The organism is Huintestinicola sp. (assembly GCF_051882455.1).
In the GTDB taxonomy this organism is placed as follows: Bacteria; Bacillota; Clostridia; order Oscillospirales; family Ruminococcaceae; genus Huintestinicola.
In genome coordinates this window covers 1-26,850 of the sequence record NZ_JBJERV010000084.1, presented here as the reverse complement: position 1 = coordinate 26,850, position 26,850 = coordinate 1, and the positions used below count along the sequence as shown (strand labels likewise).

Below are 26,850 nucleotides of genomic sequence, written 5' to 3'. Positions count from 1 at the left end.
CTTAACGGCAGAAAAAATCACAGCACCCGTTATGAGTGCTGCGATAAGTAATCTGCTCGATAAATCGGAATTTGCGGGTGACGACCCGCGGCGAGACGTTCTGTAATTTATTCGGGCATCAGACTGTCGGCTCGGGAACGATACAAATAATCTGACCAAATGGAAATTTATCAGTTATTTATCGCTGTAAAGACAGAAGTTAAATCACGTTCATTTTGAATCATTTCATTCAGAACAGAAACAATCAAATCTTTGTTCATTTTTGATATAAAGATAGCTTTGTTGGATTGAAAATACTGTCCTGCAAGGCATTCACCTGTATGTTGATTTTTTTGGGATATTGTAATCAGATTTTTGTAGGTAAAAAATTCAGCACACCATTTTGAACCATCGTCTAATTCAAAATAAACATCTGAATTATCATCATCCTCATTAAACCCATTTTCCCATTCATCAAATTCAAACCATATTTTTGTAATTTTCATAATATCACCTAATAGTTTAAATTCCGATTTATCTGGCTAATATTGTATCTATCGGCGCGGAAACAAAGCAACCGCCCCGCACAAACCGACAGCGCGACCTCGCCGCGGGGCGACCCCCGCCGCCGCGGGTCGTCACCCGCCAAATTCCGATTTATCGACCTATTATATTAAAATTTCTCCGCCACCTGCCGTGCCTTTGCGTAAATTTCCTCCTCGTCAAATTTAGTGAGCTTACCCTTTTCAAGAACTATCTCGCCGTTGATAATGACCGTATCCACCTCGCTGCCGTTAGCGGAATAAACGAGAGCGGCGGCAAGGTCATTGCGGGGGTAAAACTGGGGTCTGTCAAGGTCGAGTATGCATATGTCCGCCTTGTTTCCCGCTGCAATGGCACCGGTTTTCTCAAAGCCCAGAGCCTTTGCCGCATTTACCGTTGCAAAGTCAAGGACCTGACGAGCGGCGCAAACGGTGGGTATGCCCGTAGTGCCCTTGTGGAGAAGTGCGGCGAAATTCATTTCTGAGAACATATTCAGAGTGTTGTTTGAAGCCTGACTGTCCGTTCCCATACATACGTTAACGCCCTTTTCAAGCAGCCGCGGAATGGGAGCAATGCCGTTTGCAAGCTTTAGATTGCTCTTTGGATTGTGGATAACGCTGACGTTTTTCTCCGCAAGTATGTCCATATCATGTTCGGACAGATGAACGCAGTGGGCGGCGGCGGTCTTTACATCGAAAAAGCCCAGACTGTCAAGATATTCCACAGGGGATCTGCCCTGCTCCTTGTAGCAGTTATTCACCTCGTTGACCGTTTCGGAAAGGTGGATATGAAATTCCTGCTCCGTCTCCCGAGCCTTTTCAATGAGAAATTCAAGATAATCCCGTCCGCAGGTGTAAATGGCATGGGGACCCAGCTTAAAGCTTATGAGAGGGTCATCTGCCCACTGCTCTCTCTCCTGCATATGCTCATTAAATCGGCGTATAGCGTCCTTTTCCGTCCTGTCGGGACCTGTAAGCCCTCTTGTCATGACCGCTTTCATACCAAGTGTGCTTGCCGCCTCGGCGCACTTGTTCGGAAACATATGCATATCCATAAAGCAGACAGTTCCGCTCTTTATCATCTCGGCGCAGGAAAGCATTGCCCCCCAGTATGCGTCCTCGGAGCTGAGAGCGTCCTCCCTTGGCATAATGCTGCCGAAAAGCCAGTCCTCAAAGGTAAGATCGTCCGCTAAATTTCTGAAAAGGGACATATATGAATGGGCGTGGCAGTTGATAAGTCCCGGAATGGCAAGCTTTCCCGAGCCGTCGATGATTTTCTCGGCAGTAAATTCCTTTGGGGGAGTGCCTGCGGCGGCAATGGTATCGCCCGAAATGCAGATATCTCCCTCTGCGATCTCACCGCCCATAAGCATTTTTATGTTTTTGACAAGGATATTCATTTGGACCATTCCTTTCGGTGTGGTATAGATGTATTTATTATATCACATTATTGCGATTAACGCAAGCAGGAATTGAAAAACAGGTTTTTCGGAAAAAGAGCACAGCCGAGAGTGAAAATTTGCTGAAAATTTTTTCATAGCCCTTGCAAATAAATGAGGCTTGTAGTATAATAAAAATGTATGCGACCATATCACAGAAAAAGGAATGATATAAATGTCAATAAGAGTAGGAATGGTCTCTCTGGGCTGCTCAAAAAACCAGGTAGATGCAGAGAGAATGTTATATAAACTCAGTGAAAAGGGCTACCAGCTGGTAGGAGATGCCGCCCTTGCGGACGTTGCCATCATAAACACCTGCGGCTTTATCGAGTCCGCAAAGCAGGAGGCTATCGAAACTATCCTTGAGTTTGCAGCTCTCAAAAAAGAGGGCAGGATAAAGAAGATAATCATCACAGGCTGCCTTGCCGAGCGATACAAGGACGAGGTGCTTTCGGAGATACCCGAGGCAGACGCCGTTGTGGGAATAGGCTCCAACGACCACATTTGCGATATTGTGGAGAAGGTGATGGGCGGCAATCAGCTTGTCAGCTTTGACGATAAGCTTAATTTAGGACTTACAGGCGGCAGAGTTCAGACCACCCTGTCATTCTATTCATATCTGAAAATTGCGGACGGCTGCTCAAACTGCTGCTCCTACTGCGCTATCCCTTCCATCAGAGGAAAAATGCGCAGCGTGCCCATGGAAGCCCTCTGCGCCGAAGCCTCCGAGCTTGCGGTAAACGGCGTAAGAGAGCTTATCGTCATTGCCCAGGACAGCACACGCTACGGCGAGGATATCTACGGCAAGCCCATGCTTCCCGAGCTGCTCACAAGGCTCTGCAAAATACCCCAGCTCAAATGGATACGCGTCCTCTACTGCTATCCCGAGAGAATAACCGACGAGCTTATCGACGTAATGGCAAAAGAGGACAAGATAGTCAAGTACATAGATATGCCAATTCAGCACTGCGACGGGGAGATCCTCTCAAAAATGAACCGTCCCGGAAACGAGGAGACCCTGAGAAGCCTTATCGCAAAGCTCAGAGAGCGTATTCCCGGCATAATTCTCAGGACCACCCTCATAACAGGCTTCCCCGGGGAGACCGAGGAGCAATTTGACCGCCTTGCCCACTTTGTAAAGGATATGGAATTTGACCGCTTAGGCTGCTTCCCCTATTCCGCCGAGGAAGGCACAAAGGCAGCCCTTATGGACGGACAGCTTGACGAGGAGACAAAGGAGCGCCGTGCGGATATCATTATGGAGCAGCAGATGGTGATAATGACCGAGAAAAACCAGCAGCTCAGAGACAAGACCATCGAGGTAGTAGTGGAGGGCTATGACCGCTACGGCGAATGTTACTTCGGAAGAAGTGCGGCAGACGCTCCCGACATTGACGGCAAGATATTCTTCAACTCCAAAAAGCGCCGCCTTGTACCGGGCATTTTCGTAAACGTGCATATAAACGATATAATGGACTATGACCTGATAGGAGATGTTGAAGATGAACCTGCCGAATAAGCTTACCGTAGCAAGAGTGGTGCTGGTGCCCTTTTTCATATTCTTCCTGCTGACGGATATAGTGCCCATGAGCGGGCTGTGGGCGCTTGTTGTCTTTGCCCTTGCCTCAATAACCGACGCCCTTGACGGACACATCGCAAGAAGCAGAAATCTTGTGACGAACTTCGGTAAATTTTTAGACCCCCTTGCGGATAAGGTGCTTGTTATCTCCGCCCTTGTCTGCTTTGTGGATATGGGACTTGCGGGAGCGGTGCCCGTAATAATAATCATCGCAAGAGAATTTATGGTCTCGGGACTGAGACTCGTCACCGCAGGAGAGGGAGTAGTAGTCGCCGCAGGCATATGGGGCAAGCTCAAGACCGCCTTCACAATGGTTGCAATAGTAGTGATACTCCTCTTCGCCGTTATCTTCGGCAAGGACAGCGCAGCCTATGAAACGTGGGTCATAGCTGTTGAACAGACCCTTATCTGGATATCGACTGCACTCACCGTTATTTCGGGAGCCGTATATCTTAACGGATATAAAAGCTATATCAATACGGATAAATAATTTTGGCATCAGACAGATATCGCCGGGAAAAAAGCTTTCCCGGCGATACTTTTTTATACTAATCTTTAATCGTTCTGTAGACAAAGGCGGCAGATAGAACGCTGCCAATCTAGGAAAGCGACCGCAGGCGGGCTGTCGCCCGGCAAGGGAGCTTGACGACGAGTGGCTGCGTTATAGCTGTCGGATTTGTCTATAGGTTGGTTAAAGATTAGTATTATTTATCCGTCAGATCTTAAATATCTCATACAGCTTCAGCTTCTTCTCCGCAGCAATGTAATCATAAACTATCTTCAAAGCCTCTGCTCTTGAAATAGTCTTGTCCTTGCCGAAGGAAGCCCCGTCCGAAATAAGCCCCTTTGACTTTGCAATTGCAATATATCCGCAGTAGGGGTCAGAGGCGGGAATATTCTTGTAAGGCGAAGCAAAAATGCCCTTGATTTCTCCTGCCCCATAGCAGTCGTCCGTATAGATGTAGACATACAGCCTTGCAAGCTCCCCATAGGTAAGCTTTTCCTTTAGCTTCGGGTTATCCTCATAATAGTAGTCTCCCGTTTTGGGATCTTTTTTGACCGGCTTCGGATACATATCATGTAAATAATCGTAATATAAAAGTCCGCTGCTTAAAAGCTCCTGAAATTCTTCTATAGTAATTTCCCCGTCAGGGTCAAGCTTTTCATTGTCGGTTATCCTTACGCCGTAATTCCACAGCGTTTCAATTTCCTTTTCGTACTTGTGACCCTTGATGTCGGTGTAAAGCGCTGCTTTCTTGACCTCGGTCTTTACATCATTGCTCGTGTAATATGCCTCTCCGTCATATGTAATGCGCTCGCCGGTCAGAGCGTTTAAAAGATAGTCGCTTTCAAACTTATACGTAAGATAAACGTGGGACTTCATCTGCAGATCGGTAAATCCGCGATAAAAAAGGTCGGGCTTCATATCCTGAAAAAGCTTCTCATAAGCCTGCTTCTCGGAAACAAGCTTAGCCTCGGGGAACTCCATATCGTGATATGTGTGACTAAAGCCTAAAACCTCGCCCCTTGAGTCAACAGTGACCGTTATTTTGTCAAAGTCGGTGGGGATATCATTAACATATCTGGTAAATCTGACAGCCTTGCGTTTATCCTCCTCTTTGGGATCATCAAACCAGAAGCTTTCCTCCCTGTACTCCTTAGCCTTGTCGCCAATAAAATACTCTGCGGCTTCCTCTGCAAGGGGAACGGCGGCGCTTTTGCTTACGGGCTTAATATTGTTGTTCGGGCTTTCCTCACCGTAATCATATCTTTTATAAAAGCTGATGATATCTCCGCTGAAAGCGTCCATTGTAACCCGGAGATAAATGCTGTCCTTTGTCTCGTCTTCGGTGGTGTATTCATATATAAAATCCTTTGTGTGCTTCAGCTCCCCCTTGTCATCGGTGTAGCTGTCAAGATAGCTTGTGCTGAGAATAAGCTCCTTGTTGAAGTTGATATACTTGTTGTCCTTGATTATCTTCAAAGCCTGCTCTGCACTGATATACTTGTTTTCCTTCTCAAGGGCTTCAAGCTCGGCTTCGCTGAAATCCTCCAGCACTTCGCCCTCGCCGTCAACACCTTCGCCAGCCCAGACATCGGGTTCATAGTCATATTCGTCATAGCTGTCCCAGCTGTATGCGTCGGTGTAGGAATATTTTTTCTTGTCGTCATAATAAGCCGTGTACTTGCCTGTAATGGCATCTATCTCGTTTTCGCCGTCCACCGTGGGATAATATACGGGAAGAATGTATTTGTTGTATATCCATTTCTTTGTCTCTTCGTCGTACTCGGGATCGTTAAAAAGGCTGTAGCGAACTCCGAGAGGCTTTCTTGAAGCATATATGTCCATGACCTTCTGTTCGGAGAGCCGTTTTGAAGCGTCGGGGCACTCAGCGTCATTCCACCAGGTAAGCTCATAGCCCAGAAGCTCGCCTGTGTCCCTGTCAATGCACATACTTCCGCTGTTTCCGTTAAACTCAATGCCGCTTTCCTCACGGCTGAAGGAATATCTTACCTCCTTTTGGTCAAGGCTCAGCTTTGCGGAGTCCCTTTCAATGACTATATTACCCTTTAGCTCGGGATTAAGCATTTTCAGATACTTTCTCACGTATTTGTCCTGCTCCTCGGGGGTAAGCTTTGCAAAGGAGAGCGAAGAGCTTGACGGTCTGTTTTTATCAACGTAACTGTATGCGCTGATAAAGCCGTTAAAATATTCAACAGTGACAGACTTGTCGGTGTACATCTCACCGTAGCTGTTCTCTTTTTCGCTGTACCACACAAGCTTGTAATATGTGGTATCATAGCTTGTCTCGGTCTCATAGTCAAACTTTGTCAGCTCCTTGGGAATGTCTATCCTCTTTTTTACCTCGCTTATGGCAGCTTTTAGCGAGACAGTCTCCTTGCTTTCCTGAGAAGACGTCTTGCTGTCGGCGGCGCTTACCTCTGCAAAGGGCAGGGAGGTAAGGAGCATAGCGGCGCAAAGGGCAGTGCATAAAATTCTTCTCTGTCTGTTTTTCATTGCGGGTACTTCCTTTCGGCTTAAATTCGGGTCATCTGTATAGTAAACAATTCTTAGCAGGAAAATTTTTCAAAATATTTTTAGTTTTACAAAATGTTAATATTTACTGTAGATTGTTTATGATAATATTATAGCTCAATTAAATTTTAATGTCAAGTAAACTGCAATGACCACCATGTGTGACGACGGGACCCTTTCCCATTTAGTCGGATTTCTGTACGCAAAAGCGTGACTGCCGATTTGTTGCAGTCACGCTTCTTTTATTATATAGCACGTAATTTTTTTGTTTGAAAATATATTTCGGAAAGGAGTGTCAGTTAACATTAAGCTTATCCTTTAATGCGCTTTGAAGCACAGCCGAAAAGTTAATGTGCTGAGCTTCTGCCATTTCGTTAAGCCATGAGGGAATGGAAAGAGTCTTCTTAACAGCTTTTTTCTCGTAGAATTTTTTGTATTCAAGAGTGTCGCAGCTTACAAGCGTGGCAAACTGATTTTTCCCTGTCTGTAACGTTCTGATATCTGAAGGGTCAGGTACAGCCTCTCCGTTTTTTTCCATATCATAAAGGCGCAGACAAAGGATATCGTTAGCCATCTCCATTCCGTCGTTCATATCCTCCCCCTGAGTATAGCAGCCGGGTATATCGGGAAAAACTATGCTGTATCCGCCGTCGCTTTCTTCTGTAAATATTGCCGGGTAAATATATTTCGACATAAAAAGACCTCCTGTATAATTATTAGTGGATGATCGGATGTTTATTCAATTCCTGCGTCTTCCTTGATAGATTTTAATGTGCCGTTTTTTACTTCTTCGGATCTATGCCGCCCGATAGGGAATTGTTTCCCTGTTTTGGGACTGTACCATATTTCGTGTCGTTTGCCGTCGTGATGAAAATAACATCCGTTCTTTTTAAGGATTTTTTTAAGCTCACTGTACGTCAAAGATATATCCCTCCTTTTATATATTATATCACGTATTTTACGTATTGTCAAGAGCGATTGGCATAATGAAAATATTATTTAATAATTCAAAAAAGGCTCCCTCCAAAATCGGAGAGAGCCGTTATAATTTCAGCAAAATAATTTTTCTTACAAAGCCACCTTGCGCACCGAGCTTCCGGGAACAGTCTTTTTCTCAATATCCGCACCCAAAGCCCTGAGCTTGTGCTCAATGTCCTCGTAGCCGCGTTCAATGTGGTAAATATCGTCTATTTCGGTAACGCCCCCTGCGGCAAGTCCCGCAATGATAAGCGCAGCGCCTGCTCTCAGGTCGGGAGCGGTAACCGGCGCACCCATAAGCTTTCCAACGCCCTCGATAACGGCAACTCTGCCCTCAACAGAAATATCCGCGCCCATTCGTCTGAGCTCGTCCACGTAGCGGAAACGGTTGTTGAAAATCTCGTCGGTAACGATGCTCGTGCCCTCCGCAAGACAGAGAAGGGTGGAGATCTGAGGCTGCATATCGGTAGGGAAGCCGGGGTGGGGCATAGTCTTGATGCTGGTCTTAACGAGAGGACCGTCAACGGAAATTCTCACGCTGTCGTCAAATTCCTCCACATTAACACCAATTTTGGCAAGCTTCTGAGTAATAGACTCAAGGTGCTTGGGGATAACGTTTTTAATGAGCACATTGCCCTTTGTGGCAGCCGCCGCAACCATATAAGTGCCCGCCTCGATCTGATCGGGGATAATGGCGTAGGTAGTGCCTTTAAGCTGCTTTACGCCTCTTATCTTGATAACATCGGTGCCTGCGCCCATAATATCTGCGCCCATGGAATTGAGGAAGTTCGCCAGGTCAACGATATGAGGCTCCTTAGCCGCATTCTCGATAACGGTGAGACCCGTAGCCTTCACAGCGGCGAGCATGGCGTTGATGGTAGCGCCCACGGTTATCTTGTCAAAGTATATCTGAGCGCCGATAAGAGAATCCGCGCAGATGTCTATCATACCGTTATCCAGCGTGCAGGCAGCGCCGAGGGCGGAAAAAGCCTTCAGATGCTGGTCGATGGGACGGTCGCCCAGGTAGCAGCCGCCGGGCATAGACACTCTTGCTCTGCCGAATTTGCCTAAAAGGGTACCCAGGAAATAATAGGAAGCTCTCATATGACGGGCAAGCTCGTAGGGGACAACGGGGTCCTTGATGTTGCCTGCGTCAATGCGATAAGTATTCTTGTCGAGCTTCTGAACGTCCGCACCCATTTCGTAAAGGATACGCAGAGAAATGGAAACGTCGCTGATATTCGGAATATTTTCAAGCACGCAGGGACCGTCCGCCAGAATAACAGCAGGGATAATAGCCACAACAGCGTTCTTTGCGCCGCTTATCTCGACCTCTCCCTCAAGACGCCTGCCGCCTTTTATAATAAACTTTTCCAAAGTAAAATCTCCCGTAGCCGCAAATTTTTTCTGCGGCGGTTTATTGTGAGGTTCACTCACTGCACTAATTATTATAGCACATTACAAGCCAAATTAAAAGCATTTTTCTCTAATAAATCTGACGGAAATTTTCTGTGAACATTTGAAATAAATGTCATTCTGTACAAAAAAATACCCCTCTTCTTTTTTTCGGTAAAAACCGAGGGATAATTCCTGTAACCGTTTTGTAATAACCGCGGTTTTGTGTTACTGTTTTGTAACCTTTTGGCGTTCCGAAAGGGCACAGTCATATTTTACCCCGCAAAAGCATAATATATCTATCATTTTCGAAAGGATAATTTTTATGGACAGCGGACTGAACTTTTATGCAGGTGGGATACATTTCAGAATGACCTTCGGCTTTTTTGCGGTGTGGGCACTTTTGCTTCTGCAAAGCGCATTTTCCGAAACTGCGGCAATGGCGGCAGTCTGCATCGCTCTTCACGAGCTCGGGCATATTGGTGCTATGAGAGCGCTGGGGATAAAGGTTCGTGGCATTACCTTCTACAGCGGCGGGATAAAGCTGAAAAGCGACCCTCTGTCCCTCAGGAGCACCCTGTCGGAAATGGCTGTGCTTGGTGCGGGACCCCTTGTAAATCTCCTTCTGGGAGCGGCAGGCTGCCTTTTCGGTAGCAGGATATTCACGGGAATAAATATCTCCCTAATGCTTTTCAATCTCCTGCCCCTGTCGGCGCTTGACGGGGGCAGGATAATGCAGGCAGCCGCAGAAAGGCTCTGTCCCATGAAGGATGTGTCATCAGCCTTCCGCACAGCTGATATCCTGCTGGGCATATCGGCGGCGGTGTTCTTTTTTATGTCGGGCAGCGTAAGCTTTACATTGCCCCTGACGATGGGGGTCATAGTTCTCGAGAGCCTAGGGGAGATAGAAAGGTAAAACGCCTCGTCTGCATAGCTTTTCAGACGGGGCGTTCATATATTATTCTATGCTGAAATAAGCATACAAAAGCTTTTCTTCTTCATTATCTATTCGGAAATACTTGCCAATGCGATAATAACCGGGGGCAAGCTGTCCGTATATACTGCCCCATTCTTCATTAAGCTCACGCTCACTGTCATTGGGAATTATCATAGCCTCTGCCGTCCACGTATGATCGGACATAAAGAACTCAGCACAGTGCGTCGGTTCTGACCAGCCATAAATACCTTTCTTTTGAATGATAGAATAGCTGCCTGTGGTAAGCTCTCTTTCACAGGTGCAGGAAAGCTTTAGCTTAACGCTGTCATTTCCTGCGGCTTCTGCGGTGAAGGACAGTCCCCATTCCTCGGGAGCTTTTCTTTCCTGCGGGGTAAGTGCCTTTTCAAACGGGTCAAAGTATTCCACATTCCCGTTGATATTTCGTGCAAGCCTTATCATGGGCAGATGACCTTCATCTGTGCCGCTGTTTACCATGTAAACAAAATCACGCTTGTTTATCATAGCAAGGCTTGAGGATATGGTATCGGGATGCTCTGCAGGGTCTATAGGCTCTGTTACAGCAGCCTCATAAAGCGAGCCTGATGTACCTGAAATGCTGAGCTTGGAATTGATAACATCAAGATAATAGCTTCTTCCGTTAAATGCTCCACCCCGCTTTTCCTTGCCCTTTGTTTCAAAACTAAAGTAAATACATCTGTCATTATCTGCTGTTATACTGCTGTAAATAGAAGCTCCGCCGTACCGATTTTCCTCAATGGCAATTCCCGAATTTACAAGCTCCATAGATGCAAGGAAATCCACCGCAAGCATAAGCTCCCTGTTCTCGAAATTGTAAAGATAAAGTCCTCCCGTACCATCGGTAAACAGGCAATTTCTGCTGTCGGAATAAAGCACATCGGGAGATGCAGAGCTTATTTCAACAGTGCGCTGATGTTCTTCTGTAAGCGGGATAAGCTTTATTGTATCTGTCCAGTCGTTATATTCATCGTCCTCGGACAGAACAGGAGTAAGCTCGGGGTTATCTGTGGTCTTATTATATATATTATATACAAGCAGCCTGAAATGCGGCGTAAATCCGCTGTCGCCTGCATAGCCGATAACAGTTCCCGATCTTACGCTGTCATTAACGGAAACCGAAATGCTGTTCATGTGTGCGTACAGAAAAATATTGTTATCTCCGTGGTCTATCAGCACAGTATTTCCAAATCCGTTTTTATAGCCCGCAAAAAGAACTGTTCCTTCATTCATGGAATAGATCTCCGCATTGACCTCCGGCTTAAATTCGTAACCGCCATAATAAAGGGCACTCTCCGTATATTTTTCATCCACAGGCAGACAGAAATCCGAAGCAAAGTTTTTCTTTAACAATTCACAGGCAGCATCACCATATACATAATCATTTTCGTTTATGCTGTTGATAACTATTCCGTATTTATTGTCAAGGAATTTTTTTACAGCTTCCTCGGCACTGTCTGGCATTTCTTCATACGGCGAGATAGGCATAACACGGCAGTCCTGACGGAAATAATCGACCACTTTTTCGCCGGTTTCATCATAAAGAGGAATAAGTATATATTCAACCGAAAATATATACTCGTCAATTTGTTCTCCATATTCGTTACGAAAACGCTCACGATACATTTCAAGATGATCCCCTTCGGTCACTATCTCTACTCTGTGAAGATCATATTCATTATTGTCCTCCTCTCGCATATATCCTCCAATGCCGTTTATGCCCATTGAGAGAACAAGCTCAGAAGAATTTTCAGTCCCCATGCTTACATATACGATAACCGGAGTATCTGCATCTATCTTTTCATTTTTGGCAGGCTCGGTTTTTATTACCGAATCCTTTGGTGCTGTGCTGTTCTCAAATACCGCTGAATATTTCAATCTTTCATTGCTAAGAATTCTTTCGGCTTCGTAATAATTCAGCGTATAGACATCGGGAACAGTTAATAAGTCAGATTTTGTCCCTCTGCTTACACACAAAACCACCGAAACAGCCACCGCCGCCACAGCCAGCACAATTATCACCCAAACCGCAGGCTTCCTGAAGCTAAGCACATTTTTAACTCTCTGCTTTGTGCCGTTCTCACCGAAGCAGGCAGTAAATGCCGCAGTAGGCTTTGCGGATATTTTCAGAAGGGTCTGAGAATAATCAGCCTTCTGCTCCTTTGTCATATCTGCCGTTACCCTTTCATCGCAGGACATCTCCATATCACGCTCAAAAAGTCTGAACATCAGCCACACAAGAGGATTGAAGCAATGTATGCAAAGTGCAATGTACATCACAAGCTTTGCAATATGATCTCCCCTGTGCATATGAACCTTCTCGTGCCTGATAATAAGGTCACTTTCCGTGCAGCTAAGCCCTGTTGGAAGATAGATCCTCGGGCGGATAATTCCCATAATGAATGGGTCGGATATGGCAGGGGATACATACACATTTCCCCCCATTTTCTGTGCAGATCTGAGAGAGCGTGAAAGTTTGACCCACGAAGCAACTCCACGAAATGACATTATGATAACAGCAAATGCCCATATGTATGAAGCAGCGGCGATATAGTTTATCTCCCTTTTCACAGGTATTTCCGAAACAGGCTCAGACACAGCCGTGACCTGTTGGGACACCGAATTTTGCGGTACAGAATATTCGGGAGCAGGTGCAATTTCCACATCGTTATGTGTGATAAAAAGTCTGTTGGCATTTCTGTCACCGACATTTGTGCTGTACGGTATCTCAACGCTGGGGATAGGTGCGGATGGCAGCTCAAAGCTTATTGGACAAAGCAGTCTGAACACCGCTGCCGCCCAAAGCACATAGGAAAACACCTTCGGAGCCTTGCGGAGAAAAAGCCGCAGAGCAATTATCACGCCTATGACAATTGAGGCGGTCATGCTCATTTCTATGACCTTTATAAAAATGTCTGTCATAGCTTACTCCTTTCTGAAACGGTCTATCATCTGCTGAATTTCATCAATTTCCCTTTCGGAAAGCTTTTTTCTGTCTGCAAATGCGGCAAGAAAACGTGGGAGAGAGCCGCCGAAGTCTTCCTCCAACAGCTTGTCTGTCTTAATGGCGGCAATTTCCTCTTTAGAAATAACAGTGGAAACGTGACCGTCCTTGTTCTCACAGATACCCTTGTCGCACAGGCGGCGGAGCATGGTGTAGGTGGTGGATTTTTTCCAGTCAAACGCTTCCGCACATATCTTTACCAGCTCCCCCGAGGGAATGCCCTCATTTTCTCTGATGATGTCAACAAATCTGCCTTCCATTTCACCGAGGTTTATATTCATAGTATCATGTCCTTTCTTTGGTTTATTATTTGTAGACTACACATATAGTCTAACATATGTAGACTGATTTGTCAATACCTTTTTGAAAAAAAATGATCGGTTATTTGTATTACGTATAAAAAAATTCAGTCATATCCGCAGCCCTGCTGCGAATATGACTGATGATAAAGTGATGATCAGCGTGAGCCCTGAGGCTGCTTTAAAATATTGTCAAGCAGCGACATATCTTCCGCCTCGGCAAAGGCAAGCTCGTGGGTCGGGAAATCCTTATACGCTTTGTTCATTTCCTCCTCGGTGGACATTATGGATAAATTATAGATATCCTCGGTGGAAATTTTCGTGCCGTCGTAAATGATCTTTCTTAACCACATACCCTGCCATGCACCGCTCACGACAAGTTTTTCATTCTTATCCAGACAAAGCTCTTCGTGGAGATATTCATACACGCCCAGAAGTATTGTTGATTTTCTGTACTCGTCATAGGCGTAAAATTCATACATTCCCGAAAGACTGTCGGAAAAATTGTCGCCCCGTTTAACTATCAGCTCACTGAGGCCGTCATTATCCATATCAAAAAGGTAATATCCGTATAAGTTGTCGGTGTTTTTAAGCCGCTCGGTATAAGCCTTTTTAACATCGGAAGTGTCAATGCCGGGGGCTTGCTCGGGTCCTGCGCCCGAGGAATTATTCTTTCTTATTTCAATTTTTACCTTGTTGCTTTCTTTAAAAGCGTATTCATTTATCTGACAGTTTTCGGATACCGAAACCTTTTCAAGAGCAGTACATTCGCCAAAAGCATTGTATTGTATTTCAGTCACGCTGTCGGGTATTGTAATGCTTTTAAGACCTACACATCCATTGAAAGCTTCGCCCTGAATTACAGTAATGCTGCTTGGTATAGTTATGCTTGTAAGATTTTCACAGTAGGCGAAAGTACCTGCAGCGATAACTGTCATGCTGTCGGGGAGGGTCACGCTTGTAAGACCGAGACAATTGCTGAAAGCACATTCATCAATATAAGTAACGCTGTCGGGTATGGTCACACTTGTAAGATTATAACACCATTCAAAAGTACTGAGACCTATATATGTAACGGTGTCAGGTATTATTACGCTTTTGAGCTGGCGGCAGTTGTAGAAAGCGTTATCAGCTATAACGGTCACGGGCTTTCCGTCTATCTCACGGGGTATCACAATGTTTTCGGCTGTGGAGGAGCCTTTCAGACGGGTTATGCTGACAGTTCCGTCCTGCATTACTTCATATTCAAGTTCATCGGTACTGTCTTCAAGTGGTTCCTGTTCCGGGCGGGAAGGCTGTTCGGGTCCGTTTTCCTCCGGTTTTGGCTCGGAGGGCTGTTCCGGTTTGCTTTCCTCAGGCTTTGGCTCGGAGGGCTGTTCCGGTTCGCTTTCCTCAGACTTTGTCTCGGAGGACTGTTCGGACTTTGCGTCAGAGGAATCTTTTCCTCTTATTTCGATTTTGACATTGCTGCTTGCACAAAAAGCATCTTCGTTCACATTACAGCCGTCTGGGATCGAAACGTTAACAAGCTTATCGCACCATCCGAAAGCATAAAGGTCAATAGCTGTCACGCTGTCGGGTATGGTAACGCTTGTGATCTCACTGCCGAGAAAAGCTGATTCCCCTATGAGAGTAACGGGCTTTCCCTTTATCTCGGAGGGTATCTCAGCAGTTTTACCGCTGCCGATATATTCTGTTATGGTTATCTCTCCGCCTGATGACAAATACTTGTAGTCGCCGTACTTGTGCTCGCCGGTCGCAGAAGCTATTATTCCGATGATAACGGCAACAGCGGCAATGGCGGCAAAAACGCAGATCATCTTTATCCGCTTTTTAGACGCTTTGGCAATTGCAGCCGTACCGTCGGCGACGGGAGATGGTGTCTTTTCCTCAGCTGAACTGCTATGCTTCAAGGGCATGGTAACATTCATATCGGAGCTGTCCTGCTTCAAGGGCATGGTAACGTCCATGGGGGCGGAGCTGTCCTGCTTCAAGGGCATGGTAACGTCCATGGGAGCGGAGCTGCTCTGATTAAGCGGCATAGTAACGTCCATAGGAGCGGAACTGCCCTGATTAAGCGGCATAGTAACGTCCATAGGAGCGGAACTGCCCTGATTGAGCGGCATAGTAACGTCCATGGGGGCGGAGCTGCTCTGATTGAGCGGCATAGTGACGTCCATAGGGGCTGAACTGCTCTGATTTAAGGGCGTGGTAACGTCCATAGCAGAGCCGCTCTGCTGCAAAGGCACGGTCACGTCCGATGCGGGCTTTTCCGATTTAACAGACACTGTCCTGCTGTGAGCGGCTTTTCTGTAATTCTCAGCCTGCTGTTTGAAATCACGCTTTATAAAAGGCTCGGGCTTTATGGAAATATCCGCAAAGGCTTCCTTGAACTCATAGATATCCTGATATCTGTCGGTTATTTTCAGCTCGGTAGCCTTCTTTATTATCTCCCACAGCTCGTCAGGGATATTGTGAACATTGGAGCTGTATTCCTCGTCATCTTCAAGCCTTGACATAGGGTCGTCAAGAAGGTCGAGGGTAAGGGCATAGTAAAGGGTCGCACCAAGAGAATATATATCCGTCCAGGGACCCTGCTTTCCCTTCTTCTGATACTGCTCAAGAGGAGCATAGCCCTGCTTGAGTATTACCGAAAGGCTCTGGGAGCCTTCGGCGATCACCTGCCTTGCAGCGCCGAAATCCAGCAGCTTCAATGCGCCGTCATTGCATATCATTATGTTGTCGGGGGAGATGTCGCGGTGAAGCACGTTTGAATTGTGAGCGGTGACAAGGGCGTTGGAGATCTCATTTGCCAGGAACACCGCCTGTCCGGGGGTTATGGCGCCGTTTTTTTGTATGTAGGCTTTCAGGTTAATGCCCTGCAGGTAGCCCATTGTGAAATATACCGTATCGTTTCCGTAGAAGAAATCGTAAACGCTTACGATGTTGGGGTTGCCGTTAAAGCCTGCCACCAGGCGGGCTTCGTTGTAAAACCTGTCTGCACCTTCCTTGAAGCTGGTCTGATTATCGTCAGAGGTCATGACCATAGTGCTGCCCGAACCTCTTACGGCAACGCCGTAGGGGTAGTACTCCTTTATCGCCACCTTGCAGCTCAGCTTCATATCATAGGCAAGATAGGTTATGCCGAAGCCGCCCTTGCCTATGACCCTGCCTATCATGTATCTGCCCTCGAGAACGCTTCCAACAGGCAGCACAGAACGGTCTCTGTTAGGTTTGCTTTTATCAAATCCGCATTCGCTGCACGGCTCGCTGCTTATTTCGGCAAAGCAGTTCTCGCAGAGGGTCTTGTTTGACATTCTTATCATTTGTTAACCTCCTAAATGTCATTCGGAAAGTTTTTGCCCGTATACGGAGCGGTTTTTATTCCTTAGGCGGCGGGGAAGGCTGTCTGGGTTCGCTTTGGCTCGGATCAGGCTGGGCTTCGGGCTTGCTTTCCTCCTGTTTCGGCTGGGAAGACTGTTGGGGTTTTGTGCCGGAGGAGCCTTTTTCTCTTATTTCAATTTTGACATTGGCGCTTTTCTCAAAAGCATTTTTGTCCACATTACAGCCTGTCGGTATCGACAATTCTTTTAGTTTATAACAATTTTCGAAAGCTGCATTGCCAATATATGTTACGCTGTCAGGTATGGTCACGCTTGTAAGACTCTCACAGTGCCAGAAAACTCTATAGCCAATGGATGTCACGCTGTCGGATATGGTTACGCTCGTAAGGCTGTCACAGACTGCGAAAGCTTCATCTCCAATAGATGTTACGCTGTTAGGTATGATTATGCTTGTAAGACTGTTACAGTTGTAGAAAGCTTCATATCCAATAGATTTCACGTTGTTGGGTATGGTTATGCTTTTAAGTCTCCTACAGTGTGCGAAAGTGCTCTCACCAATATCCGTCACGCTGTCGGGGATCGCTATACTTGTAAGATGGTCACAATAGTAGAAAGCGTCTTTGCCTATATCTGTTACGCTATCGGGTATTGTTATGCTTGTAAGACTTGAACAAAAGCTGAAAGCGAAGCTGCCAATAACCCTCACGTTATTGGGGATAGTTATGCTTGAAAGACTTTCACACCGCCAGAATGCGTACTTGCCTATAGATGTTACACTGTCAGGTATGGTCACGCTTGTAAGACTTTTACACTCTTTGAAAGCGTATTCACCTATAGCGGTCACAGGCTTTCCGTCGATCTCACGGGGTATCACAAGGCTTTGGGCAGAGGAGGTTTCTTTTAATCCTGTTATTACGACAGTACCGTCTCCCGAAACTTCATATTTAAGGTCATCTGTATTGTCCGAAGATGTTTCCTGAGCAGGGCGGGAAGGCTGTTGGGGTTTTGTGCCGGAGGAGCCTTTTTCTCTTATTTCAATTTTGACATTGGGACTGTTAGTGAAAGCCTTCTCTTCAACCTGACAGCCTTTGGGTATAGAAACATTTACAAGTTTATTACACCTTGAGAAAGCAGCTTCGTTGATATACGTCACGCTGTCGGGTATGAATATGCTTGTAAGGCTATCAGACTTGTCGAAAGCATATTGGTCAATATAAGTCACGCTGTCGGGTATGGTCACGCTTGTAAGACTATAACATTGTCTGAAAGCCCCATAGCCAATAGAAGTCATACTATCGGGTATGGTCACGCTTGTAAGACTTTCGCATAAATAGAAAGCGGAGTGACCGATATAAGTCACGCTGTTGGGTATTGTTACGCTTGTAAGCTCGGTGCACCACTGGAAAGAGTAGTCACCAATAGATGTCACGCTGTCGGGTATGGTCACGGTTGTAAAACTGCAGTGTGAGAAAGCATTTTCACCTATAGCAGTAACACGTTTTCCGTCTATCTCGCGGGGTATCACAAGGTCTTGGGGAAAGGTGTACTCTTTTAATCCTGTTATTACCACAGTACCGTCTCCCGAAACTTCATATTTAAGGTCATCGGTGCTGTCTTTAAGTGGTTCCTGTTCCGGGCGGGAAGGCTGTTCGGGCTTACCGTCGGAGGAATTGTTTCCTCTTGTTTCAATTTTTACCTTGCTGCATCCGGAAAATGCCTTTTCGTGTACATCACAGCCCGCCGGCAGTGACGCATTTTCAAGAGCATAGCAGGAGTTGAAGGTATCCCTTTCAATAGCCTTTACGCTGTCGGGTATGGTCACGCTTCTGAGCTTTTCGCATCTGTAGAAAGCGCTCTTGCCAATAGATGTCACGCTGTCGGGTATAGTAATGCTTGTAAGACTGCTGCAGCCCGAGAAAGCGCTGTCGCCTATAGACTTGACGCTGTCGGGTATGGTCACGCTTTTAAGGCTTATACAGCTGTGGATAGCCTTGTCGCCAATAGCTGTCACGCTGTCGGGTATGGTAATGCTTGTAAGATTTTTGCAGCTGTAGAAGGTTTTGTCGCTTATTGCTGTCACGCTGTCGGGTATGGTGATGCTTGTAAGACCGTTACAGCCGCTGAAAGCGCCGATACCGATATATTTCACACTATTGGGTATGGTTATGCCTGTAATACCGATGCAGTTATTGAAGGCATTGTCGCCTATAGAGGTCACAGGCTTTCCGTCGATCTTGTCGGGTATCACAATGCTGCCGGTATAGGAGCTGTCTGTTGATCCTGTAATTATGATATTACCGTCCTCGGATATTTCATAAGTAAGGTTATCTGAAATGCCCGATGCGGAAGAGCCTTTTCTTGTTTCGATTTTTACATTGTCGCTTCCGTAAAACGCATCTTCGTCCACATCACAGCCTTCGGGTATCAAAGCAAATTTCAGATTATCGCACCATGCAAAAGCCATGTAGTCTATAGATGTCACACTGTCCGATATGCTTACGCTTGTAAGACTGTCACACCATGCAAAAGCCTTGTAGCCAATAGCTGTCACACTGTCGGGTATAGTTACGCTTGTGATCTCACTGCCGTGAAAAGCACTTTCACCAATTTCAGTCACACTATCGGGTATGGTCACGCTTGTGATATCACTGCCGCGAAAAGCCTCTTTTCCTATGAGAGTAACGGGTTTTCCCTTTATCTCGGAGGGTATCACAGCAGCTTCACCGCTGCCGATATATTCTGTTATGATTATATTTCCTTTTGACGGATAATACATGTAATCGCCGTACTTGCGCTCGGCGGTCGCAAAAGCTATCATTATTACGGCGATAACTGCAACAGCGGCTATAATGCATATCAGCCTTATCCTCTTTTTCTTAGCAGAGATCACTTCTGCTTCATATTCGGAGTATGCGTCTGCCTCCGGGTCGCTTCTGTCGGAGAAGATAGAAGTGCTTTCGGTACGAGGCTTTCTTTCGGGCGGCGTTGTCTTTTCCTCAGCTGAACTGCTCTGCTTCAAGGGCATAGTTACGTTCATATCGGAGCTGTTCTGCTTCAAGGGCATGGTCACGTCCATGGGAGCGGAACTGTCCTGCTTCAAAGGCATGGTCACGTCCATGGGGGCGGAACTGTCCTGCTTCAAAGGCATGGTCACGTCCATAGGAGCGGAACTGCTCTGGTTTAAGGGCATAGTAACGTCCATAGGAGCGGAGCCGCCCTGATTCAAGGGCATAGTAACGTCCATAGGAGCGGAGCTGCTCTGATTTAAGGGCATAGTAACGTCCATAGGAGCGGAGCTGCTCTGATTTAAAGGCATAGTGACGTCCATGGGAGCGGAGCTGCCCTGATTTAAAGGCATAGTGACGTCCATGGGAGCGGAGCTGCTCTGATTTAAGGGCGTTGTAACGTCCATAGCAGAGCCGCTCTGCTGCAAAGGCACGGTCACGTCCGAAGCGGGCTTTTCCGTTTTAACAGCCTTGGTCCTGCTGTGAGCGGCTTTTCTGTAATTCTCAGCCTGCTGTTTGAAATCACGCTTTATAAAAGGCTCGGGCTTTATGGAAATATCCGCAAAGGCTTCCTTGAACTCATAGATATCCTGATATCTGTCGGTTATTTTCAGCTCGGTAGCCTTCTTTATTATCTCCCACAGCTCGTCAGGGATATTGTGAACATTGGAGCTGTATTCCTCGTCATCTTCAAGCCTTGACATAGGGTCGTCAAGAAGGTCGAGGGTAAGGGCATAGTAAAGGGTCGCACCAAGAGAATATATATCCGTCCAGGGACCCTGCTTTCCCTTCTTCTGATACTGCTCAAGAGGAGCATAGCCCTGCTTGAGTATTACCGAAAGGCTCTGGGAGCCTTCTGCAATTACCTGCCTTGCAGCGCCGAAATCCAGCAGCTTCAATGTGCCGTCATTGCAGAGCATTATGTTGTCGGGGGAGATATCACGGTGGAGCACGTTGGCATTGTGCGCGGTGATAAGGGCGTTTGAGACTTCATTCGCCAGGAACACCGCCTGCCCCGGGGTTATGGCGCCGTTTTTGTTTATGTAGGCTTTCAGGTTTATGCCCTGCAGGTAGCCCATTGTGAAATATACCGTATCGTTTCCGTAAAAGAAATCGTAAACGCTTACGATATTGGGGTTGCCGTTAAAGCCTGCCACAAGGCGGGCTTCATTGTAAAACCTGTCTGCACCGTCCTTGAAGCTTTTCTGAGTGTCGGCAGAGGTGGTCACCATAGTGCTGCTGATATCTCTCACCGCAACGCCGTAGGGGTAATATTCCTTTACAGCCACCTTGCAGCCAAGCTTCATATCATAGGCAAGATAGGTTATACCGAAACCGCCCTTGCCTATGACCCTGCCTATCATGTATCTGCCCTCGAGAACGCTTCCTATAGGCAGTACCGCAGGGTCGCAGGTATATTTGCTCCTGTCAAAACCGCATTCGCTGCACGGCTCGCTGCCTATCTCAGCAAAGCAGTTCTCGCAAAGAGACTTGTTTGACATTCTTATCATTTGTTAACCTCCTAAAGGTCATTCGGAAAGTTCATTATCAAGATAGGGGTTTAAAGGACCGTCAGCAAAATTCTCTCTGGGGAAGGGCTTGTACATATTGGAGTTATACTGCTCGCATACCTCGTCGGCAAGAAATCCGCCTATCTCGGTAAGCTTCACGACCTTGCCGTTGTCCTCGATAAGACCGTATTTTTTCAGTGTTTCTGTCTTCTTCCGGAAAACATCGTCAAAGTTCACACCTGTTTTTCTGAGGAAATCCGCCTTGATAACGGAGCGGTTTTTCAGAGGAAGGATTATCGCCTGGCGTATCTGCTCCTCACGGGAACGCCTGCAGCCTCTTGTTATGGGAAGCTCGCCATTGTCTATCTTGCTGTAATACTCGTCAAAATACTGGGAATTTATGTCAAATCGGTCGTGATAGCTGGAAAAGCCCGTAAGACCGAAGCCCACCTGGTCGTACATATTGCAGCACTGATTGTATGCGTAATGGGAAAATACCCTCTTATCCTTGGCGTATACACGTCTGAGGGTCTCGTTATAGCCGTTTTCGTTCAGGATATCGATGGCTATCTGCTTCATCATCATAGTTGTTTTGAAATCGGGGATAGCGGTTCCTCGTCTGCCGCCCTCGTAGGTGTTTATCTTGCCCTGCTTGTCGCCGTATGCCTGTACCTTCAGGCGGTATATCTGTATCTCGCCCACAGGGAGACGGACCGCCCTGTCCATTACCTCAATCCAGTTGTCGATGGTCTCGCCGGGGTGACCGTAGATAAATTCGATGTTTACGTCAAAGCCGTACTCAACAGCCTTCCGCACCGCTTCCTCCGCCTGCTCTGCATTATGTGAGCGGTTCATTACCCTTAGAACATCATCGTCAAGCGACTGTATGCCGATGGTAAGTCTTGTTATGCCGTGCTTTTTCATTATTTTAAGGCGCTGCTCACCCTCCTCGCCGATGATGGAGTTGGGGTCATGGTCAACGTTATACTGCTTGCAGCAGGACAGATCCATTCTTTTTCCCAGTTCCTCAAGGAGATGGTCAAAAAGCTCGGGGGGAAGATATGTAGGTGTGCCGCCGCCCAGAAGTATGGAACGGGGCTTCAGCTTTTCGATATTAAATCTTTTAAGATAAAGGTCGATCTCCCTGATAAGATAGCTTACATATTTTTCCTTTTCCTCTTTGCACTCGCCTGTTTTTCCGGGATAGTGGCAGAACAGGCAGTGGCGGATACAGAAGGGTATGTGAACGTAAACGTCCATAAAGCCGTCAGCGGGATACTCAAAATCCTTCAGACATTCGTCGGCATTGCTGTCGGGATATCTGGTGATGGGGGGATAATGCACCGAGGGAACGAAATCTCCGTCCCTGCAAATGAGTCCCATATCCTGGTACTCCTTTACCTTTGCGAATACCTCTTCTGCGTGCTGTATCAGCTGATTTTTTCTTTCAATTGAAGTCATATGAAAAATTCCTTTCACTTTATTATTTTAGGAAAAACAGAATGTCACAGTATAAATTTAAATGCCGATGTCACCCATAGGGGAACAATAATTATCATACTCAGCTGTATCCATATCGTTGCCCGGGGGAGCTCGAACATTGTGAACGCTTTTTTGTCATAAGCCGCTGCAAGAGGCGCGTCCAGGGGGAACAGATAGATGTTCGATACGCACAGGGCGCTGGCGATGACAAGCATTGTCGGGTCCAGACCGTTGTTTTGGGCAAAGCTTATTATTATGGGCGTCAGGATAGTAGTTACCGCAGGCGCCGACGGCAGCAGAGCCATGAACACAAAGGTAACGGCAGCGGTCTGCATAAGTATGACTATCAAGGGCAGACTCGTTTTTTCGGGGAACAGAAGCTTTGTGAAATGATCACACAGTCCTGTGCCGATGACGGCGTTTGCAACGGATATGAGATTTCCCGCAATAAAGAATGTGGGCCAGCTTATGGATCTTGCAAACTCCTCATAGGTCAGCACGCCGAATTTCGGTACAAACAGCAGCGCAAGTCCCGCTATAGCTGTTACCGTAATGTTTATGGCAGGCACCCAGGAGCTTATGAGCCAGGCGGCTACAACGGCAAATATGACCGCTGCCGCATAGATGTCCTTTGAAGAAGCGGGAACTTTCTCCGAGATATTGCTAAGATATGCGCTCATCTCGTCCTCGGTGGGTTCTTTTGGAGGAAATACCGCCGTGATGATGAAAAATGCGATGATGACCATTATGACCGCAAGGGGCAGTCCTATCTTTATCCAGTCGATAAACCTGACTGTCCCGCCGGTATATCTTTCCAGCATATCCAGACAGATAAGGTTCATGCTTGAGCCTGCGGGGGTCATCATTCCGCCTACCATTGCGCCCACAGTGATGCACATCATCATACAGCGCTTTGTCCGGGCTTTATTTTCCTTGTCTGACATAAAATCAAGGAAGGCTTCCGCAAAGGGTAAAAAAATAACCGCTGCGGCAACATTCGACATTATCGACGAAAGCAGCGCCGAGCACAGCATAAAAATAAAGATAAGCTTCTTTACGCCGATCTTTTTCCCTCTGATAACGAGACTTAAAAGACGGCGGCTCAGCACCGATCTCTGAAATGCTGCGGATATCCCGAAGGACGCTGTTGTGAAATAAAGGATATGGTTTGAAAAGCCGCAGAAGCCTTCGCTTACGGTGTCAACGCAGCCGAAGGCAAACAGCATAGCCGATGAAAGCATACAGGTAACGCATATGTTGAACGGCTCGAATATCAGCAGGAACAGGGTCGCTGCCGCAACGCCCATGGTATGCACCGCCTGCTCGGAAAGCCCGTCAATGCTTATAAAATATGCGCAAAGCAGTGACAGCGCGGCAAGAACTGCGCCTGTAAGCTGCTTTGCGGCTTTTAAATTAAATGAACGGCTCACTTTTTATCTCTCCTCACAGCTGCCCGATCTATTTTCCGAAAAGACGGAATTTCTTCTTCGGCAGAATGACCGCCAGAGCCGTGCAGCGCTGCTTTTTTAGCTCGGGTGATATCCTTTCTGTCCATTCTGCTGCGTCCGAAGAAGCCGCAAGTTCCTTTTCAAGCACAGCTGCATCAATGGCGATATTATCAGCTCCGCTTATGATAAGAAAGGAATTCACACCCTTCTGCAGCTCGAAGGGAGGCTCAAATTTACAGTGCAGATTAAGCCTTTTTCCCAGGATAACGTCCTCGTTTCCCTCGGATACGGACTGCAGCTTCCCGTCTGCAAAGTAGTATATCTTAGCATTTCCCGAGACCGTCCACCTTGCCTTGTTTCGGAAAATATACAAGGCGGCGGTGCTGCAGAAAACATTTTTCCCGGGCTCCTGCATACCGTAAATTCCCTCGTTCACAAAGCCTGTGATGGCTTCTGCCGCCTCGTCACGCATGGAGGGACGCTGCACAAAGCTGTTCGTGCTCACGGTGACTGCTCTCTCGCAGGCAGATATCCCTATGCTGTTATCGGCAGGGTATGCCGCAGAAAATGCAGATGCGGCACCCCGTCTGCGGACCCCGAACAGCTTGTTTTCGGGGCTTTTGCAGTCATATGAGGAATAGTGCATAATGCTGATGTCTGCCATTTTTATCATTCCTTTCGGGGAACATTTTTATTTCGCGTCATAATTCTCGTCCTGTTTGAAAATCAGCACAAATCTCTGGGGAATGAGCGAAAGGGAGTCTTCAAGCTTAAAGCCGTAATAGCTCAGCTGTGCAATGATAAGCTCGGGCATTATTCCGGGGCCGTAATAGGACGGAACGCCCTTCTCGGTTATGTTATTGTCAACTATGATAAGTCTGCCGTCCTTTTTCAGAGCCTTGCGGAGACTTTCGATAAACTCGTCCTTTACAAATTCAATATCCGTGATATAAACAGCGTGATACATGGAGCACATAAATACGGTATCTATGCTGTTTTCGGGAAGGCAGGCGTCATTCATCTTTGCGGTGAGGGGGAAGATGTTTTTCACCTTGTACTGCTTTTTGAAGCCTTCTACATATTTGAGGGCTTCCTTGTTGATCTCTGTGGCATAGACTCTGCCGTTTTTGCCTACAGCCTTGGAGAACTGACGGGTAAAATATCCGCCTCCGCAGCCTATATCCGCAACGGTCTCGCCCTCACGGATGTTTATGAAATCAAGCATTTCCCCTGTTTTTTCCCACATATAGCGGTTGGGGTTGTTGAATACCAGAAATTCATTCCATTCGTTTAAGGTCTGCACGGAAAATCCCTTGCCGCTGTATTCGAAATTTGTATCGTCTGAGGCGTCGTCGGGGTCGGGGAGCTCAAGGTGGAATTTATAGAAAAGATACTGCTTGAGCCGCTCGAAATCATTGTCTGCAAAATGGCTGCAATAATATGCGGTAAGCTCGTCCGAGGTCATTTCCTCACGCCGCTCCCGGGACGCAAGGCGGTATTCGATAAACCACATCAGAGCCGTATAATCATCGCCCACTCTTTCAAGGGGATAAAGCTCCTCAAAGCCCTTGTACGCCTGCCTGAGCTTGGTTTCATTGTTTTCCGCAAAGCCCTCGTACATTATCCGTCCCACTTTTTTGCCCCGCTTTGTATATCCCGAGGTGGAGGTGCCGATTATCCTGTATCTTACAAGGGAAGCGGAGGAGTTTACGTGTATGGTCTTTTCGTCCGACATACTGCTGCGGCTTGTCTTTTCGGGGATATCCACCTTATCGAAAAGCAGCACATATCTCTGAGGTGTAAACTGAAAGGTATCGGTAAGCTTAAAACCGTAATACCACAGCTGGCTTATGAGCATCTGCTTGTTGACATAGGGACCGTGATAGGGGAGGTTTTCGCCCGTAACAAGGTCGTTGTCCACGATAATGAGCCGTCCGCCGTCCTTCAGCGCATGGCGTATGCTTGCAGCAAAGCTGTCGCGCTCTGCATCGGTAAATGCGGCGTAAACATTGTGGTAGAGGGAGCACATATACACAACGTCCACCTTTATATCCTTTGAAAGACCGATCCCGTCAAAGCTGCTCTCCACTACCTCCACATTTCTGATATCATAATCGCTGACATATTTGCGCAGGTATTCCAGGTGTCTGGGATTTGTTTCGATGGCGTAGACCTTGCCGCTGTCTCCCACAACATCGGCAAAACGGAAGGAATAGTAGCCCGGGCCGCTGCCCACATCGGCAATGTGCATACCCTCTTTAAGGTCAAACCGCTCCATATTTTCTCTGGTGGTCTCCCAGCGCTCTCTGTCGGGATTGCTGAAAAGTATGTAATCCTCCAGAAATCTCATACGGGCTTTCATTTCGGTATTATCCCCGGGGCCGTATTCAACGATGTGGTATTTGTATTTCAGATATGTTCTGAGATTATCGTGCTCGTTGTCTGTCATCATATGCATGAAGCTGTTTACCATAGGCTTCCGGGTAAGCTCTTCCTTCACGCTGTCGTCTGCCAGAAAATACTTGCAGAGCCATTCAAGGGCTGTGTATTCGCCGCCGAAATTTTCATTGGGGATTATCTCGTCATATATCCTTATCGCCTTTTGCAGCTTGTTGGTGTTTTTGCTGTCAAGATAGTCCAGGATAAGCCTTGCAGCCTTTTTTCCGCCCTCGGTTATGTCGAAGGAATCAAGGCTTCCCAGATGGATGAGGGACTGCTTATCGGTTATCTTTATCTCAGCGGGGTTATCGCAGTTCATAAGTATCGTCCTTTCGTGTTTACTTATAGCGATCCACAAAAATATCCTGCCAAGTTCGGCGGTTCAAAGCTTGAATA

Annotated in this window: 17 protein-coding genes; 3 read left to right on the top strand and 14 right to left on the bottom strand. The window is 46.8% G+C overall.

Going from position 1 to position 26,850, the window contains the following annotated elements; all coding sequences use genetic code 11:
- Positions 1-170: 170 nt before the first annotated feature.
- Both ACI4J0_RS10475 and ACI4J0_RS10470 read right to left on the bottom strand, forming a co-directional pair.
- Positions 171-485, bottom strand: a complete 315-nt coding sequence (locus tag ACI4J0_RS10475; RefSeq protein ID WP_439765758.1) for a hypothetical protein — start codon at positions 483-485, stop codon at positions 171-173.
- 167 nt (positions 486-652) lie between these two features.
- Complete coding sequence (locus tag ACI4J0_RS10470; RefSeq protein ID WP_439765757.1) at positions 653-1,921, bottom strand: amidohydrolase; 1,269 nt, start codon at positions 1,919-1,921, stop codon at positions 653-655.
- Positions 1,922-2,135: 214 nt separating this feature from the next.
- Between ACI4J0_RS10470 and rimO the strand changes: the two genes are divergently transcribed.
- Positions 2,136-3,479 carry a 30S ribosomal protein S12 methylthiotransferase RimO gene (rimO, locus tag ACI4J0_RS10465; protein WP_439765756.1) on the top strand — a complete coding sequence of 448 codons (1,344 nt, stop codon included), beginning with the start codon at positions 2,136-2,138 and terminating at the stop codon, positions 3,477-3,479.
- Positions 3,463-4,029: a CDP-diacylglycerol--glycerol-3-phosphate 3-phosphatidyltransferase gene (pgsA, locus tag ACI4J0_RS10460; RefSeq protein ID WP_439765755.1), complete on the top strand. Its 567-nt coding sequence runs from the start codon at positions 3,463-3,465 to the stop codon at positions 4,027-4,029. The genes rimO and pgsA overlap by 17 nt, the downstream gene beginning before the upstream one ends.
- Positions 4,030-4,254: 225 nt before the next feature.
- Here the strand turns inward: pgsA and ACI4J0_RS10455 are convergent, their stop codons facing one another.
- The 4 genes from ACI4J0_RS10455 to ACI4J0_RS10440 all read right to left on the bottom strand — a co-directional run bounded on the left by ACI4J0_RS10455 (position 4,255) and on the right by ACI4J0_RS10440 (position 8,931).
- On the bottom strand, positions 4,255-6,558 hold the full coding sequence (locus ACI4J0_RS10455) for a YcdB/YcdC domain-containing protein (protein WP_439765754.1): 2,304 nt from the start codon (positions 6,556-6,558) through the stop codon (positions 4,255-4,257).
- A 313-nt stretch (positions 6,559-6,871) separates the two neighbouring features.
- Complete coding sequence (locus tag ACI4J0_RS10450; RefSeq protein ID WP_439765753.1) at positions 6,872-7,270, bottom strand: type II toxin-antitoxin system HicB family antitoxin; 399 nt, start codon at positions 7,268-7,270, stop codon at positions 6,872-6,874.
- 41 nt (positions 7,271-7,311) lie between these two features.
- On the bottom strand, positions 7,312-7,497 hold the full coding sequence (locus ACI4J0_RS10445; RefSeq protein WP_439765752.1) for a type II toxin-antitoxin system HicA family toxin: 186 nt from the start codon (positions 7,495-7,497) through the stop codon (positions 7,312-7,314).
- 147 nt (positions 7,498-7,644) lie between these two features.
- Positions 7,645-8,931, bottom strand: a complete 1,287-nt coding sequence (locus ACI4J0_RS10440) for a UDP-N-acetylglucosamine 1-carboxyvinyltransferase (RefSeq protein ID WP_439765751.1) — start codon at positions 8,929-8,931, stop codon at positions 7,645-7,647.
- 343 nt (positions 8,932-9,274) lie between these two features.
- Between ACI4J0_RS10440 and ACI4J0_RS10435 the strand changes: the two genes are divergently transcribed.
- Complete coding sequence (locus tag ACI4J0_RS10435) at positions 9,275-9,865, top strand: metalloprotease (RefSeq protein ID WP_439765750.1); 591 nt, start codon at positions 9,275-9,277, stop codon at positions 9,863-9,865.
- Positions 9,866-9,907: 42 nt separating this feature from the next.
- Here the strand turns inward: ACI4J0_RS10435 and ACI4J0_RS10430 are convergent, their stop codons facing one another.
- The 8 genes from ACI4J0_RS10430 to ACI4J0_RS10395 all read right to left on the bottom strand — a co-directional run bounded on the left by ACI4J0_RS10430 (position 9,908) and on the right by ACI4J0_RS10395 (position 26,773).
- Positions 9,908-12,844: a M56 family metallopeptidase gene (locus ACI4J0_RS10430; RefSeq protein ID WP_439765749.1), complete on the bottom strand. Its 2,937-nt coding sequence runs from the start codon at positions 12,842-12,844 to the stop codon at positions 9,908-9,910.
- Between the two features lie 3 nt (positions 12,845-12,847).
- Entirely contained in the window at positions 12,848-13,207 is a 360-nt protein-coding gene (locus ACI4J0_RS10425; protein ID WP_439765748.1) for a BlaI/MecI/CopY family transcriptional regulator, read from the bottom strand.
- Positions 13,208-13,383: 176 nt separating this feature from the next.
- Positions 13,384-16,551, bottom strand: coding sequence for a leucine-rich repeat protein (locus tag ACI4J0_RS10420; protein ID WP_439765747.1), 3,168 nt, complete (start codon positions 16,549-16,551; stop codon positions 13,384-13,386).
- Between the two features lie 55 nt (positions 16,552-16,606).
- Positions 16,607-21,085: a leucine-rich repeat protein gene (locus ACI4J0_RS10415; protein ID WP_439765746.1), complete on the bottom strand. Its 4,479-nt coding sequence runs from the start codon at positions 21,083-21,085 to the stop codon at positions 16,607-16,609.
- Between the two features lie 18 nt (positions 21,086-21,103).
- Entirely contained in the window at positions 21,104-22,546 is a 1,443-nt protein-coding gene (locus tag ACI4J0_RS10410; RefSeq protein WP_439765745.1) for a coproporphyrinogen-III oxidase family protein, read from the bottom strand.
- A gap of 44 nt (positions 22,547-22,590) precedes the next feature.
- Positions 22,591-23,997, bottom strand: coding sequence for an SLC13 family permease (locus tag ACI4J0_RS10405; RefSeq protein ID WP_439765744.1), 1,407 nt, complete (start codon positions 23,995-23,997; stop codon positions 22,591-22,593).
- 28 nt (positions 23,998-24,025) lie between these two features.
- The gene (locus ACI4J0_RS10400) at positions 24,026-24,679 is read right to left on the bottom strand and encodes a hypothetical protein (RefSeq protein WP_439765743.1); all 654 of its coding nucleotides are present in this window, start codon (positions 24,677-24,679) and stop codon (positions 24,026-24,028) included.
- A 27-nt stretch (positions 24,680-24,706) separates the two neighbouring features.
- Positions 24,707-26,773, bottom strand: coding sequence for a class I SAM-dependent methyltransferase (locus ACI4J0_RS10395; protein ID WP_439765742.1), 2,067 nt, complete (start codon positions 26,771-26,773; stop codon positions 24,707-24,709).
- Positions 26,774-26,850: the final 77 nt, after the last annotated feature.

Bases quoted from the DNA above. Each gene is read 5' to 3' on its own strand.
- ACI4J0_RS10470 (WP_439765757.1), bottom strand. From the start codon at position 1,921: ATGAATATCCTTGTCAAAAACATAAAAATGCTTATGGGCGGTGAGATC.
- rimO (WP_439765756.1), top strand. From the start codon at position 2,136: ATGTCAATAAGAGTAGGAATGGTCTCTCTGGGCTGCTCAAAAAACCAG.
- ACI4J0_RS10425 (WP_439765748.1), bottom strand. From the start codon at position 13,207: ATGAATATAAACCTCGGTGAAATGGAAGGCAGATTTGTTGACATCATC.
- ACI4J0_RS10475 (WP_439765758.1), bottom strand. From the start codon at position 485: ATGAAAATTACAAAAATATGGTTTGAATTTGATGAATGGGAAAATGGG.
- ACI4J0_RS10420 (WP_439765747.1), bottom strand. From the start codon at position 16,551: ATGATAAGAATGTCAAACAAGACCCTCTGCGAGAACTGCTTTGCCGAA.
- ACI4J0_RS10430 (WP_439765749.1), bottom strand. From the start codon at position 12,844: ATGACAGACATTTTTATAAAGGTCATAGAAATGAGCATGACCGCCTCA.
- ACI4J0_RS10400 (WP_439765743.1), bottom strand. From the start codon at position 24,679: ATGGCAGACATCAGCATTATGCACTATTCCTCATATGACTGCAAAAGC.
- ACI4J0_RS10435 (WP_439765750.1), top strand. From the start codon at position 9,275: ATGGACAGCGGACTGAACTTTTATGCAGGTGGGATACATTTCAGAATG.
- ACI4J0_RS10450 (WP_439765753.1), bottom strand. From the start codon at position 7,270: ATGTCGAAATATATTTACCCGGCAATATTTACAGAAGAAAGCGACGGC.
- pgsA (WP_439765755.1), top strand. From the start codon at position 3,463: ATGAACCTGCCGAATAAGCTTACCGTAGCAAGAGTGGTGCTGGTGCCC.
- ACI4J0_RS10395 (WP_439765742.1), bottom strand. From the start codon at position 26,773: ATGAACTGCGATAACCCCGCTGAGATAAAGATAACCGATAAGCAGTCC.
- ACI4J0_RS10410 (WP_439765745.1), bottom strand. From the start codon at position 22,546: ATGACTTCAATTGAAAGAAAAAATCAGCTGATACAGCACGCAGAAGAG.
- ACI4J0_RS10455 (WP_439765754.1), bottom strand. From the start codon at position 6,558: ATGAAAAACAGACAGAGAAGAATTTTATGCACTGCCCTTTGCGCCGCT.
- ACI4J0_RS10415 (WP_439765746.1), bottom strand. From the start codon at position 21,085: ATGATAAGAATGTCAAACAAGTCTCTTTGCGAGAACTGCTTTGCTGAG.